At 63.3% G+C, this 13,933-nt stretch carries 10 protein-coding genes; 8 read left to right on the forward strand and 2 right to left on the reverse strand.

Annotated elements, in window-relative coordinates; genetic code table 11:
* Window positions 1-143: 143 nt before the first annotated feature.
* Window positions 144-590 (forward strand): hypothetical protein, encoded by a 447-nt coding sequence (locus AB4Y87_RS21320; RefSeq protein ID WP_442006257.1) that lies wholly within the window; start codon window positions 144-146, stop codon window positions 588-590.
* Window positions 554-1,597 (forward strand): IS3 family transposase, encoded by a 1,044-nt coding sequence (locus AB4Y87_RS21325; RefSeq protein ID WP_442006258.1) that lies wholly within the window; start codon window positions 554-556, stop codon window positions 1,595-1,597. The genes AB4Y87_RS21320 and AB4Y87_RS21325 overlap by 37 nt, the downstream gene beginning before the upstream one ends.
* Here the strand turns inward: AB4Y87_RS21325 and AB4Y87_RS21330 are convergent.
* Window positions 1,557-2,984 carry an NAD(P)H-quinone dehydrogenase gene (locus AB4Y87_RS21330; RefSeq protein WP_442006259.1) on the reverse strand — a complete coding sequence of 476 codons (1,428 nt, stop codon included), beginning with the start codon at window positions 2,982-2,984 and terminating at the stop codon, window positions 1,557-1,559. The two genes, AB4Y87_RS21325 and AB4Y87_RS21330, sit on opposite strands and share 41 nt — an antisense overlap.
* A 131-nt stretch (window positions 2,985-3,115) precedes the next feature.
* On the opposite strand from AB4Y87_RS21330, the gene AB4Y87_RS21335 reads away from it, so the two are divergent.
* The 4 genes from AB4Y87_RS21335 (at window position 3,116) to AB4Y87_RS21350 (ending at window position 9,564) form a co-directional block, all read left to right on the forward strand.
* The gene (locus tag AB4Y87_RS21335; RefSeq protein WP_416418752.1) at window positions 3,116-3,916 is read left to right on the forward strand and encodes a purine-nucleoside phosphorylase; all 801 of its coding nucleotides are present in this window, start codon (window positions 3,116-3,118) and stop codon (window positions 3,914-3,916) included.
* A gap of 451 nt (window positions 3,917-4,367) precedes the next feature.
* A complete protein-coding gene (locus AB4Y87_RS21340; RefSeq protein ID WP_442006260.1) occupies window positions 4,368-5,969 on the forward strand; it encodes a glycoside hydrolase family 68 protein in 1,602 nt (533 codons plus the stop codon).
* A gap of 93 nt (window positions 5,970-6,062) precedes the next feature.
* Entirely contained in the window at window positions 6,063-7,718 is a 1,656-nt protein-coding gene (locus tag AB4Y87_RS21345; RefSeq protein ID WP_442006261.1) for a glycoside hydrolase family 32 protein, read from the forward strand.
* Between the two features lie 100 nt (window positions 7,719-7,818).
* Window positions 7,819-9,564: a phospho-sugar mutase gene (locus tag AB4Y87_RS21350; protein WP_442006262.1), complete on the forward strand. Its 1,746-nt coding sequence runs from the start codon at window positions 7,819-7,821 to the stop codon at window positions 9,562-9,564.
* A 21-nt stretch (window positions 9,565-9,585) separates the two neighbouring features.
* Here the strand turns inward: AB4Y87_RS21350 and nirD are convergent, their stop codons facing one another.
* The gene (nirD, locus tag AB4Y87_RS21355) at window positions 9,586-9,954 is read right to left on the reverse strand and encodes a nitrite reductase small subunit NirD (RefSeq protein WP_442006263.1); all 369 of its coding nucleotides are present in this window, start codon (window positions 9,952-9,954) and stop codon (window positions 9,586-9,588) included.
* 282 nt (window positions 9,955-10,236) lie between these two features.
* Between nirD and nirB the strand changes: the two genes are divergently transcribed.
* Window positions 10,237-12,882 (forward strand): nitrite reductase large subunit NirB, encoded by a 2,646-nt coding sequence (gene nirB / locus AB4Y87_RS21360; protein WP_442006264.1) that lies wholly within the window; start codon window positions 10,237-10,239, stop codon window positions 12,880-12,882.
* Window positions 12,883-12,890: 8 nt separating this feature from the next.
* A complete protein-coding gene (cobA, locus tag AB4Y87_RS21365) occupies window positions 12,891-13,925 on the forward strand; it encodes a uroporphyrinogen-III C-methyltransferase (RefSeq protein WP_442006265.1) in 1,035 nt (344 codons plus the stop codon).
* Window positions 13,926-13,933 lie beyond the last annotated feature (8 nt).

Below are 13,933 nucleotides of genomic sequence, written 5' to 3' on the forward strand. Positions count from 1 at the left end.
CCGTGTGTGTCAGGCTGTTGTGTGACAGGTTTGCTGTTCCCACCAGGTGATACACGCGGCAGGGAAAGCCGTGTGTGTCAGGCTGTTGTGTGACAGGTTTGCTGTTCCCACCAGGTGATACACGCGGCAGGGAAAGGTCCGTCATGGATTTTATTGTTCCTCCCCGTCGTTCGAAGCGGAGCCACTTCACTCTCGATCAAAAGCACGCGATTCTGGATGAGTACGACAAGTGCCTCGAGCGTGGTTCCCGGATTGCGTTCTGCCGGGCCGTGGGCATCGGTGATAACACCATTCGCCTCTGGGTCCAACAGCGCGAGACTGGGGAGCTCAGATCCCGCAGCAAGCAAGGCAGAGAGGATCATCGATTGCGCGAACACGATAAGAGACTGCTCAAACAGGTCCTGAAAGAGAACGAGGTCCTCAAAGCCAAGCTGGCCCGATCCGAGGCCGCGGTGGACATCCTGGGAAAAGCTTCCGCGCTCTTGGACGCCATGGCCAAGAGCGCAGCGGCAACGGATCCGGAACTGAAGGAACCCGAGCCCCAGCGCCCGGAATGGTTGACGTCAAAGCCTGGAAAGACGTCACCCTGAGCTTCGCCGGGAAGCTCGTGGCTGCTGGCTGGTCAGCGGTGAAGGCCTGCGCTTTAGTGGGTCTGCACCGCACCACCTGGTACCGGCACCTGAACCCGCCGGTCCGGGCAGGGATCAGTGTCCCTCAAGCCGACCGGGCCTACCCAAACCGGATCACACCGGCCGAATCCGAGGAGTTCATGGAACTGCTCAACTCCCAGGACTACGGGAACCTGTCAGTCACCCAGGCCTACTACCGGATGCTCGATAAAGGCCACTGTTCATTCTCGATCGCCGCAGCCCACCGGATCGTGGCCAGCCATGGACAAAACGGAGACCGCCGCGCCCAACGCGGCGGAACCGGCCCCGCCCGGGTCAAGCCAGTCCTTGAAGCCACGGCTCCCAACCAACTCTGGAGCTGGGACATCACGATGCTCCACGGCCCCGGAAAACACACCTACAAGCTCTACACAATCATGGACGTATTCTCGCGCAGGGTCGTCGGCCATCGCGTCGAGTACACCGAATCCGCAGCCCTGGCCGCAACGTTAATCCGGAAAGCGGTGGCCGATAACGAGCGCTGCCCTGCAGTGCTCCACGCCGACAACGGCGGCCCCATGCGGGCAGGAACCACCCTGGACCTCGCAAGGGCCCTGGGCATCACCCTGTCCTACTCCCGGCCACGGGTCTCCGACGACAACCCCTACTCGGAATCCCTGTTCAAGACCGTCAAATACTGCCTGGACTTTCCACAACGCTTCCAGGACCTCCAGCACGCACGCGACTACATGGCGGCGTTCTTCACGGACTACAACACCAACCACCGCCACAGCGGCCTGAACTACTACACCCCAGACACCGTCCACTACGGACTGGTCGAGCAAGCACGCCGGCAACGGCAAACAACACTCGATGCCTGCTACGCCCGCAACCCACACCGCTACCGCCGCAGGCCCACCGCACCCGGAGTCCCTCCCCGGGCCGGCATCAACCACAAACAACCCACCCCGCTGTCACAAACAGCTTGATATATACCGTCCAGATGGACCCAGTCAGTGACGGGTACACCGTGAAAGCACTGGCGACGTCGTCAACGTGCAGTTTCTGCGTGACGGCCACGGAGATCGGGAAGATGAGTTCGGAAGCGTTCGGTCCGACCACCACGCCCCCAATCACGGTGCCGGATCCCTTGCGGGCGATGATCTTGACGAAGCCATCCTTGGTGTTGCGCATCTTGGCGCGGGCATTGCTCAGCAGCGAGAGCATCACGACGTCGCCCTGGTACTTGCCGGAGGCGAGATCGGCCTCGGAAACACCCACGGAGGCGATTTCCGGGGACGTGAAGATGTTCGACGCCACCTGGTTGAGCTTGAGCGGCTTCACGCCATCACCCATGAAGTGTGCAACCGCGATGCGGCCCTGCATGGCGGCCACGGACGCCAGCGCGAACACTCCCGTGCAGTCGCCGGCTGCGTAAATGTTGGGGGCAGTTGTGCGCGAAACACCATCCACCTTGATGTGTCCGGACTCCGTCAAGGTCACTCCGGCTTCCTCAAGCCCGATTCCGGCCGTGTTGGGGATGGAACCAACGCACACCAGGCAATGCGAGCCGGTGACCACCGATCCATCGCCCAAGGTGACCTTCACGCCGTCGTCCGTCCGCTCAACCGCGTTGGCCCGCGACCGGGACAACACGCGCACGCCGCGGCGCTCGAACACGCCTTCCAGCAGTTTGGCGGCGTCCGTGTCCTCACCGGGGAGGACCTGGTCGCGGCTGGAAATCAGGGTGACCTTGGAGCCGAGGCCGTTGTAAGCGGAGGCGAATTCGGCACCGGTGACGCCGGAACCCACAACGATCAGTTCTTCGGGCAGCTCGTCCAGGTTGTAGATCTGGGCCCAGTTGAGGATGCGTTCGCCGTCGGGCTTGGCAGTGGGGAGCTCGCGCGGGTGCGCGCCCACCGCCAGCAGGATGGCATCGGCGTCGATGGTGCGGACGCCTTCAAGGGTCAGCACCTCAATCGTGTTGTTGTCCAGCAATTTGCCGGAACCGATCACGATCTCCACGCCGAGGCGCTCCAGCCCCGCGCGGATGTCGTGCGACTGTCCACGGGCCAGATCCAGGACGCGGTTGTTGATGTGCTTCAGGTCGGCGCGGGGCTTGGAGCCGCCGCCGTCGCCGTCGAACTTGACGCCCAACTCGTCCGCCTCACCAACGCGGGTCATGAGGTCGGCGGTGGCAATAAGGGTTTTGGAAGGCACGACGTCGGTCAGCACGGCAGAGCCGCCAAGGCCGGCCCGCTCGATGATGGTGACTTTTGCGCCGAGGGAAGCGGCCACCATGGCGGCTTCATATCCTCCGGGACCACCCCCCAGAATCGCGATACGGGGGGAACTGAAGTCAACTTGGGTGGTCACAATCCTCAATTCTCGCTCATTGCACGGCAGGCTGCCAGTCAGCCAAGCCTCACCCCCGGGTGTCGAAAAGGCGTCCCTATCAAATTGCCGCACACGCAAGGTAGCTTGTACCAGTGAGTAACACTGAGCTGATGAACACAGACCCTTTCGAAGCTGCCCGGGCCGCCGCGGACTTCATTGCCGCAGAGACTGGCGTTGAGTCCCACGATGTAGCCCTGGTGCTCGGTTCCGGTTGGGCCGAAGCTGCGGATCTCATTGGTGAAACTACGGCCACGCTGAATGCCTCCGAGGTTCCCGGCTTCCACCAACCTTCAGTTGTGGGCCATGTGGGAACCATTCGCTCCGTCCTGACCAAGGAAGGCAAGCGCGCCCTGGTCCTGGGAGCCAGGACACACTACTACGAAGGCAAGGGTGTCCGCTCCGTCGTCCACGGCGTTCGCACCGCCGCTGCCGCAGGTTGCAAGACGCTGGTCCTCACCAATGGCTGCGGTGGCCTTAATGAGGATTGGACCCCGGGCACGCCTGTACTCATCAGCGACCACATCAACCTGACCGCCACGTCCCCGCTTGAGGGCGCAACGTTCGTGGACCTCACGGACCTCTACTCCTCACGTGTCCGGCAACTGGCCCGCGAAGTGGACCCGTCACTGCAGGAAGGTGTCTACGCCCAGTTCAGCGGTCCTCACTACGAGACACCGGCCGAGGTCCAGTACGCCAAGCGGATCGGTGCGGACCTCGTGGGAATGTCTACGGCGTTGGAAGCCATCGCCGGACGCCATGCAGGCATGGAGGTCTTCGGCATTTCGTTGGTCACCAACCTCGCGGCGGGTATCAGCCCGGTTCCACTGAGCCACGCCGAAGTCCTCGAGGCCGGCCAAGCGGCAGGCAAGCGTATCTCCACGCTGTTGGCGGAAATCATCGCGAAGCTCTGAAGGCCAACCTCCAACAATCCCCTCCATTACCGCCAGTAGGCCTCCATCGTCTGTGTGACTTGAACCAATTCAAAAGTAAACACACAGCAAATTCTCAGATTAAATCTGATTTATAACGAAACATTTGATTCCGTCGCGGAGTTGTGGCACGCGCACGCGTTGAGAAATGTAAGCGCTTGCACACAGATGTCTGACAACCCGTTTTGGCCTTCGAAACGTGCTTTGATTTGTCGCGCGAAGCCCGTCTAGCGTGGGAGTCGTTCCGGTAAGTCGACGTATCGGAGCCGCCGCGGCGAGAACTCCACAAGGGATCGCCGCACCTCGAAACGATGGCGTCCCTCGAAGACGCCTTCAGCGGATCGAGAGGACGCCGAAGTGGCGAGCCCCTTCACAGGGGACCAGGGCATGCGCCCCACTCCACGAAGTCCAACACTCCGCGAGAAGAGCAAGCATGAACACGCACTCAACCCTTCAACGGCCACGCCGCCGTCTGCGACAGGCAGCCGCCCTCGCAGCCGCAGCCAGCGTGGCCGGCAGCATCCTGCTGGTGACGCCGGCTGCGCAGGCCAACCTGCCGGCTGACCCGCCGTCGAGCACCATGCCGGCACCCACGCCCGGCTTCCCACTGCCCTCTGTCCACACGCAGGAGGCGTACGACCCCGCCGCCGACTTCACGTCCAAATGGACCCGTGCGGACGCCAAGCAGATCATGGCACAGAGCAACACCAACGTTGCTCCGGGCCAGAACTCAATGAGCCCCGACGTCACCATGCCGGAAATCCCCAAGGACTTCCCCGCCATGAACGACGACGTCTGGGTTTGGGACACCTGGTCCCTGACGGACGAGAACGCGAACCAGATCAGCTACAAGGGCTGGGACGTCATCTTCTCCCTGGTAGCTGACCGGCACGCCGGCTACGGTTTCGACCAGCGCCACTGGAACGCCCGGATCGGGTACTTCTTCCGCAAGACCAACGCTGATCCTGCCAAGGACAAGTGGAACTACGGCGGACACCTGTTCCTGGACAACACGTCCATCGGCAACACCGAGTGGTCCGGCTCCACCCGCCTCATGCAGGGCAACAAGATCAACGTCTTCTACACGGCCACCACGTTCTACGACGTTGCTGAGCGCAACGCAGGCGGCGGCGGCATCGCTCCGGATGCTGTCATCGCCAAGGCACTGGGCAACATCCACGCCAACCAGGACGGCGTGACCTTCGACGGCTTCGAGCACACCAAACTGCTGGAGCCGGACGGAAAGATGTACCAGAACAAGGCCCAGAACCCGGGCTTCGCATTCCGTGACCCGTACACCTTCGCGGACCCCGCCCACCCGGGCAAGACCTTCATGGTCTTCGAAGGCAACACCGGCGGCACGCGCGGCGATTACAAGTGCAAGCAGGAAGACCTCGGCTACCAAGCGGGCGATCCCCACGCCGAGAGCCTGAACCAGGTCAACACCACCACAGGTGCCTGGTACCAGACCGCCAACGTGGGCCTGGCTGTGGCCGACAACAAGGACCTCACCAAGTGGAGCTTCCTGCCCCCGATCCTGTCCGCCAACTGCGTCAACGACCAAACTGAGCGTCCGCAGATCTTCATCCAGAACGAAAACGGCAAGAACAAGTACTACCTGTTCACCATCAGCCACCAGTTCACCTACGCCGATGGCATGCGTGGCCCGGACGGCGTCTACGGCTTCGTGGGCAACGGCGTTCGCTCCGACTTCCAGCCGGTGAACAACAGCGGCCTGGCCCTTGGCTCCCCCACGGACCTGAACATGCCGGCCAACGCGCCGGAGGGTCCGGACCCGCGCCAGAACGGCCGTCAGTTCCAGGCTTACTCGCACTACGTACAGCCCGGTGGCCTCGTCCAGTCGTTTATCGACAACGTGGGCGGCGTCCGCGGCGGCTCCCTGTCCCCCACCGTGAAGATGAACTTCCAGGGTGGCGTGACGCAGGTTGACCGCAGCTTCGGCAAGAACGGCCTTGGTCCGTTCGGCTACCTGCCCACCAACGTCCGCGTTGGCGGCGAAGGACTCTACAAGTAGGCCGCAACACCCCCGGCCGTTAGGCCACGGCAGGGGTGCAGGCTCCACAAGGGCCGGCACCCCTGCCACTCCCCAACCCCAGGATCTCTCCCCATGACTTACCCCAATCCCCGCCTGTCCCGCCGTAACCTGCTGGCCGCAAGTGCCGCCGTCGTGGTCGCCTTTTCCGCCGCCGCCTGCACTGCTCCGGCAACGGAAAGCCCTGGCCTGGCAACGGAAAGCCCGACGTCGGTCCCCACCCCGGGCGGGCACCGGCCATCCGCTTCGGATCCGTGGCGGCCTGCAGCCCACCTGACTGCTGAAAAGAACTGGCTCAACGATCCCAACGGCCTCGTCTACCACGACGGGACCTACCACGCCTTCTACCAGTACAACCCGCGCGGGAACTCGTGGGGCAATATGTCCTGGGGCCACTCCACCAGCAAGGACCTGGTGCACTGGGAACAGCAGCCTGTTGCCATGGAGGCCAGCCCGCAGGAGGAAATCTTCTCCGGTTCGATCGTGCTGGATAAGAACAACGCGTCCGGACTGGGGTCCGCGCAGAACCCGCCCATGGTGGCCCTCTACACCAGCGCCTACGGAAAGAACGGCGCGCTCCCACAAGGTGCGCAGGCCCAATCCATAGCCTTCAGCCTGGACAACGGAAGCACCTGGCAGAAGTACAAGGGCAACCCTGTCCTGAACCTGGCGCCGACCAACAACAACTTCCGCGACCCCAAGATCACTTGGTACGAGCCCGGCCGATACTGGGTGATGACCACTGTCGTGGCGGACGCGCAGGTAGTGAAGATGTTCAAATCCACGGACCTTCTCCACTGGGACTTCCTCAGTGATTTCTCCGGAGTCGGCGCCCAGGGCGGACTCTGGGAGGTGCCGGAACTCATCCAGATGGACGTAGAGGACTCCACCGCGAAGAAGTGGGTCATGCTGCTGAGCATCAACCCCGGTGGCATCGCGGGTGGCTCGGGCATGCAGTACTTCGTCGGCGAATTCGACGGCACCCGTTTCACGGCCGAGAACGCCGCGCCCGCGGATGCACCGCTCACGGAATCCCAGTGGCTGGACCATGGCGCCGACTACTATGCGGCAAACTCCATCTCGGGAGCGCCCGGCGGCAAGCCCGTGCTCCTTGGCTGGATGGGCAATTGGGACTACGCCCAACACGTTCCCACCACGCCCTGGCGCGGATCCATGGCAATCCCCCGCGAACTCACCCTGGTCCGGGGCCAGAAGCGGCTCGAACTGCGATCGGCCATTGCCGGCGTGGCGAGGGAATCACTCGAACACGCCGGAGGTGAGGTGAAGAGCAAAAACCTCACCGTCGGGCCGGACGTGCAGGATCTTGGCAGTGATTTCGCCAGTCGTACGCAGCTCATTGAGCTCGAAATGGACCTTACCTCTGCGCGGGAAGCAGGGATTCTCCTTCGTCGATCCGCTGACGGCAGCGCTAATCTGCGTATCTCCTACAACAAGGAAAAGCGCACCGTAAGGGTTGACCGTTCGAAGGCCGGGACCAGCAACTTCTCCGAGAAATTCAGCCCCTATCACGAGGTTTCGCTGCCCTCCTCCGGCAGCGACAGCAAGGTCCGCCTCCGCATCCTCCTGGATTCCTCGTCCGTGGAGGTCTTCGCCCAGGATGGGGCGGCAGTCATTTCGGACATCTTCTTCCCGGACTGGGACAACACGGGGTCTTCTGTGTTCAGCATGGATGGGAACACGGACTTCACCGTCCGATCCCGCCCCCTCTAAAGCAACGCGGGGTCAGATGTGGCCCATTGCGACTGGATTTATGGGCCATATCTGACCCCGCGTTGCCTTTGACGTGGGCAATGAGGATAGTTTTGTCCCTATGACATCAAGCGATGCCGCCCTTAACCAGCTGCTCACCGACGCCCGCGAATGGGCTTCCCACGATCCGGACCCCACGACGTCGGCCGCTCTYCTTGAGCTCACCGACCTCGCCAGCGGCGGTGATGCAGGAGCAGTCCAGGAATTGGGCGACAGCTTTAACGGCACCCTGCAGTTTGGCACCGCCGGCCTTCGAGCGGCTCTCGGCCCGGGCCCCAACCGGATGAACAGGGTGGTGGTGCGCCGTGCAGCGGCCGGCTTGGCTGCTTTCCTGACCGAAGTGGTCGCTGCAGCTGCGCCGGGTACCCGGCCCCGCGCCGTCGTCGGCTTTGACGCCAGGTATAACTCGGACATTTTCGCGGAAGAGACGGCTGCGATCTTCACGGCGGCGGGGATCGAAACCTTCCTGATGCCGGCAGCGCTCCCGACGCCGTTGCTCGCCTATGCGGTCAGGGCGCTGGATTGCGATGGCGGCGTGATGGTCACCGCGAGCCACAATCCGCCGCAGGACAACGGCTACAAGGTTTATCTTGGCCGGCACGCCGTGACTGAGAGCGGCAGGGGTTCACAGATCGTTGCCCCGTACGATGCCCGGATTGCGGAAAAGATTGAGGCYGTGGGCACCCTGGCGTCGATCGACCTGGCCGCGGCTGGCTGGACAGTACTTCCCAGCTCCATTGCCACGGACTACCAAGCGGCGATGGCAGGTCTGGTGGATGCAGAGCACTTCCCCTCGCGGGACCTGAAGATCGTCCTCACCCCCATGCATGGTGTGGGCGGCGAAACGGCCGTATCCGTGCTGAACGCAGCGGGCTTCACGGACGTCACCCTCGTCGCTGAGCAGGCAGAACCTGACCCCGATTTCCCCACCGTCGCATTTCCCAATCCGGAAGAGCCCGGCGCCTTGGACCTGGCACTTGCGGCCGCGGCGGACCTGGGTGCCGACATCGTCCTGGCCAACGATCCCGACGCCGATCGGGCTGCAGTTGCTGCTGTTGACCCCGCAACCGGAGCCTGGCGGATGCTTCGCGGGGACGAAGTTGGTGCGCTGCTGGGCGCACACATCGTTGCGCGCATGGCTGCCGGCGCCGGTGAAGAACCCCGGGCAGGCGTCTTCGCCAACTCGATCGTGTCCTCACGGCTGTTGTCACGCATTGCGGCTGCAGCAGGCTACGCACATGAGGAAACACTCACGGGCTTCAAGTGGATTTCGCGCGTTCCGGGACTCACCTATGGGTACGAGGAAGCGCTGGGATACTGCGTGGCGCCGGATCTGGTCCGGGACAAGGATGGCATCTCAGCGGCAGTTCTGATCGCGGAATTAACGGCAACCGCAAAGGCCGAGGGCAAGACGATCTTCGACACCTTGGATGAGTTGTACCTGGTGCACGGGCTTCACGCGAGTGACCAGTTGAGCATCCGAGTGGCTGACCTGGGGCTCCTGGACGCCATGATGAACCGCTTGCGGGTCAACCCGCCGGAAGCCTTCGGAGGCTCCGCCGTCGAGATTTTCACCGATCTTGCCGAAGGCAGCGAATCCTTGCCGCCCACGGACGGGCTTTTGTACCTCACGCGGGATCAGAGTCGCGTGATCATCCGTCCCAGCGGCACGGAACCAAAGCTCAAGTGTTACCTGGAGGTCATCCAGGCTGTGGAGTCGGCAGCAGAGCTTCCCGCTGCACGCCAAGCAGCGCGGACATCCCTGGACGATGTCCTTCGGGATGTCCGCGAAGCGTTGGGCTTGTAGCCGCCGGAGTGTGGCGGGTTCTTAGAGTTCGACCTCGATGTAGCCATCCACAAGGCGGGTGGCAAAGGTTGCGAGCTTGAGGTCCGGATCGGTGAAGCACTCCCCGGTTTCGAGGTCGTAAACCTCTTTGTGCAGCGGCGACGCAATGGTCGGCCGGCTGCCGCGGGACCCGATAATGCCGCGGGCCATAACGTTGGCCAGGGTGGCCGGGTCCTGCTGTGCGACGGCGAAGACTTCGCCGGGTGCGATGCGGAACAACGCTACCTGCCGGCCCTCGATGAGTGCCGCTTCGCCCCAGGCCACTTCGAGTTCGTCCACCAGGCACACACGGTGCCATTCGCCAACGGCGGTAGTAGTCAGTTCGTCGGCACGGTCCAGAATTACGGTCATTTCAGCCCCTCTCACTGTGTCCGGGCGCTGGCAATTTCCACCTTCACTCCCCCGGACCGGGCCACGCTTGCGGCCACTCTTCAAAGCTAGGGCGCGGGTGTTTCATCGGGGGTCCGCATTTGTGTCCGGTGCGTAAAAGAGACCTCACACCCCGCGAAATGCGTTCGTGATGCAGAAGTTAAGATCACGAAACAAAGGGGAAACTGAAGCGAAACTGCCCGTCCCTAGGCTGGAAGCACAAGTTGCGGAGATCCGTCTGCAACATCTGCGAAAGGCCCACCAGTGACCGGACACACTTCAAGTACAGAGAACCCGCGCCGCATCGTTGTCGTCGGAGGCGGCCCTGCGGCCCACCGTTTCGCCGACGCAATGTACAACCGCGGTCTTGAAGGCTGGCAGGTTACGGTGCTCACCGAAGAAGCCCACCTCCCCTACGACCGCGTTGCGTTGAGCAAGGCATTGACGGAAATGGACGTTGACCTCACGTTGGGCGAGGCGTCCATGTGGGACCACGAGGCATTGACGCTGAAAACCGGCGAGCGCGCCGTCAAGATCGATGTCGCCGCCAAGAGCGTCATCACGGCCGCAGGGAACAAGTACGAATACGACCACCTGGTGGTCGCTTCTGGTTCAAACGCTGCCCGCCTGCCCATTCCCGGCAACGAGCTCACTCACGTTTACCGCACGCTCGAGGACGTCTGGGCCATTAACAAGGCCATCGCCGAGCTCACGGAAAAGCTTGGCCGCAAGGTCAACGCGGTCACGATTGGTGGAGGCCTCCTCGGCCTTGAGTCCGCGGCCGGCACGGAGCAGCTGGGCGCCAACCCGATCGTCATCGACGGCTCGCAGTGGCTTATGGCCACCCAGCTGGATGAAGGCGCCGGCCAGGCGATGGGCCGCCTGATTAAGGCCAAGGGCTTCGAAGTGCACAGCGGCGTCTTCCCTTCCGAGGTGTTGTCCGACGACGACGGCCAGGTCACCGGAGTCCTCATGGCCGACGGCCGCACCATCGAGGCAGATATGGTGATCGTCGCCATCGGCGTACGGCCCCGGGATGAACTCTTCCGCGCCGCAGAGGGTGAAGAGCAGCTCTTCTCGCTTGGCCAGCGTGGCGGCGTGGTGATCAACGATTTCTGTGCCACCGAGGTGGACGGTATTTGGGCCATCGGTGAAGTGGCCAACTTCGAGGGGATGTGCCTGGGCCTCGTTGCCCCGGCAAACACCATGGCCGAGATCGTGGCGGACCGCCTGCATGGCGGCGAGGCCACGTTCCCGGGATTCGATACGGCCACCAAGCTGAAGTTGTCCGGCGTGGATGTTGCGAGCTTCGGTGACGCCTTCGCCCGCACCGAGCACTCGCTCGAAATCGTCTATGCGGACCCCGCCCGCGGCGTCTACCAGAAGATCGTCACCACTGACGATGCCAAGACCCTCCTGGGCGGCATCTTCGTCGGCGACGCTTCCCCTTACATGAGCCTGCGCCCGCTGCTGGGACGCGAACTGCCCGCCGAACCCGGCGCCTTCCTGAGCGCTGCCGGTGGCGGCGAGGCACCGGAAACCGAACTTCCGGATGATGCAATCCTGTGCTCCTGCAACAACGTGTCCGCCGGAACCATTCGCGACACCGTCAACGGTTGCGGTGCCTGCGAGGGCAACGCTCCGGTCCAGGAACTCGGCGAGCTAAAGGGCTGCACGCGTGCCGGCACCCAGTGTGGTTCCTGTGTCCCCATGTTGAAGAAGCTCCTCGAAGGCGAACTGAAGAAGTCCGGCATCGAGGTTTCCAAGGCCCTCTGCGAGCACATCAGCCTGTCCCGCCAGGAGTTGTTCGATGCCATCCGCGTCCTGGAACTGACCTCCTTCGAGGAGATCATGGCCAAGTACGGCACTGGTGCCGGTTGCGATATCTGCAAGCCGACCATCGCCTCCATCCTGGCCAGCCAGCATTCCGCTTACGTGCTGGATGCGGGCCGTGGTTCCCTGCAGGACACCAACGACCGCGCTTTGGCGAACATGCAGAAGGACGGCACGTACTCGGTGGTTCCGCGTATTGCCGGTGGTGAAATCACCCCGAAGGGACTCGGTGTCATTGCAGCGGTCGCCGAAAAGTACAACCTTTACACCAAGATCACCGGTGGCCAGCGCATCGATATGTTCGGTGCCCGCCTGGAGCAGCTGCCGGACATCTGGAAGGAACTGGTTGACGCCGGCTTCGAGTCCGGCCAGGCGTACGGCAAGAGCCTGCGCACGGTGAAGTCCTGCGTCGGGTCCACGTGGTGCCGTTTCGGCGTCCAGGATTCCGTGGCCATGGCCATCGCCCTGGAACTGCGTTACCGGGGCCTGCGCAGCCCGCACAAGCTGAAGATGGGTGTCTCTGGTTGCGCCCGCGAGTGTGCCGAGGCCCGAGGCAAGGACGTTGGCGTCATTGCCACCGCTGATGGCTGGAACCTGTACGTGGGCGGCAACGGTGGAGCCACACCGGCACACGCCCAGTTGCTCGCCAAGGACCTGGATGACGAAACACTGCTGAAGTACATCGACCGCTACCTCATGTACTACATCCGCACCGCCGACCGCCTGCAGCGCACTGCGCGGTGGCAGGAAGAGCTCGACGGCGGCATCAAGCACGTTGAGGAAGTAGTGGTACACGACTCCCTGGGTATCGCCGAAGAGCTTGAAGCCGCCATGGCCAAGCACATCGACACCTACGAGGACGAGTGGGCTGAGACCTTGAAGGACCCGGAGCGCCTCCGCCGTTTCCGTTCCTTCGTCAACGCCCCCAACCAGAAGGACGAGTCCATCTCCTTCGTTCCGGAGCGCGGCCAGATCCGTCCCGCGACGAACGAGGAAAAGGGCGGCGTGCTCATCGCCTCCACCATCCCGGTCCGCCGCGAAACTGTCGGCGCAGAACGCGTCGGCGCAGAGAACTAGGGGTACCCATGCAGCTCACCATTGATCTCACAGGCCGCGAGGTCCTCGTCACGGGATCCGAAAAGGCCGCCCGCCAAGCGGTTCGCCGCTACCAGGCTGCCGGGGCCAAGGTGTTCCGTCTCAGCACGCCTGCCGGCGCACCCGGCGACGGTCCGCTGCCGGAGCGTCCGTTCCTGGTAGCAGTGGTGGACGACGGCGACACGGGCTGGGAGCCGTTGGTGGAACGCTGCGGCGGCGCCGGGATTCCGGTTGCCTTCGAGCCCGCACCAGGCAACGAGGGTCATGTAACCCTGGTGGGAGGCGGACCTGGCGCCTTGGATCTCCTCACGGTTGGTGCGGTGGACGCCCTGCGCGATGCCGACGTCGTCTTTTACGATCGCCTGGCCCCGTACCAGGAGCTGGCCGACTTGACTTCCGGCGAGTTGGTGGACGTCGGAAAGCAGCCCGGGCACCACAAAGTCACCCAGCGTGACATTGAGAAACTCATGGTGGAAGCCGCCCTCCTGGGCAAGAATGTGGTCCGGCTCAAGGGCGGCGATCCATACGTCTTCGGCCGCGGCGGCGAAGAAGTGGCCGCCTGTGTTGCCGCCGGCGTTCCGGTCCGCGTGATTTCCGGCGTCACCAGCGCTATCTCCGTTCCGGCCGCAGCCGGGATTCCGGTAACGCACCGCGAGGTCAGTCACATGTTCACCGTGGTTTCCGGACACGCTCCCCTGACGGAGAAGGAACACACGCACCTGGCAGGACTCGGCGGAACGATCGTTGTCCTCATGGGCATCGGAACCCTCCCGCAGCTTGCCGCCGGCCTGCGCCGCGCGGGCATGGAATCCGACATGCCGATGGCCGTGGTGGAACGCGGGTACCGCCCGGGCCAGCGCACCACCATCGCCGATCTGGGTACGATCGAAACGGCAGCCACCGGCTGCAGCAACCCGGCCGTGCTGGTCATAGGCGAGGTGGTCCGGGTGGCTGAAGCCAACCGTAATCATGCCGAAGCATCCGCTGAACTGAGCCGACTCGCGGCTTCTCTCCTTGAAGCCTGAAAGTAAAT

The sequence above is a fragment of the Paenarthrobacter sp. RAF54_2 genome, assembly GCF_052113945.1.
Taxonomy (GTDB): domain Bacteria; phylum Actinomycetota; class Actinomycetes; order Actinomycetales; family Micrococcaceae; genus Arthrobacter.

Excerpts from the sequence above, each read along its gene's own strand:
- AB4Y87_RS21320 (WP_442006257.1), top strand. The coding sequence starts at position 144 with ATGGATTTTATTGTTCCTCCCCGTCGTTCGAAGCGGAGCCACTTCACT.
- AB4Y87_RS21325 (WP_442006258.1), top strand. The coding sequence starts at position 554 with ATGGTTGACGTCAAAGCCTGGAAAGACGTCACCCTGAGCTTCGCCGGG.
- AB4Y87_RS21335 (WP_416418752.1), top strand. The coding sequence starts at position 3,116 with ATGAACACAGACCCTTTCGAAGCTGCCCGGGCCGCCGCGGACTTCATT.
- AB4Y87_RS21340 (WP_442006260.1), top strand. The coding sequence starts at position 4,368 with ATGAACACGCACTCAACCCTTCAACGGCCACGCCGCCGTCTGCGACAG.
- AB4Y87_RS21345 (WP_442006261.1), top strand. The coding sequence starts at position 6,063 with ATGACTTACCCCAATCCCCGCCTGTCCCGCCGTAACCTGCTGGCCGCA.
- nirD (WP_442006263.1), bottom strand. The coding sequence starts at position 9,954 with ATGACCGTAATTCTGGACCGTGCCGACGAACTGACTACTACCGCCGTT.
- cobA (WP_442006265.1), top strand. The coding sequence starts at position 12,891 with ATGCAGCTCACCATTGATCTCACAGGCCGCGAGGTCCTCGTCACGGGA.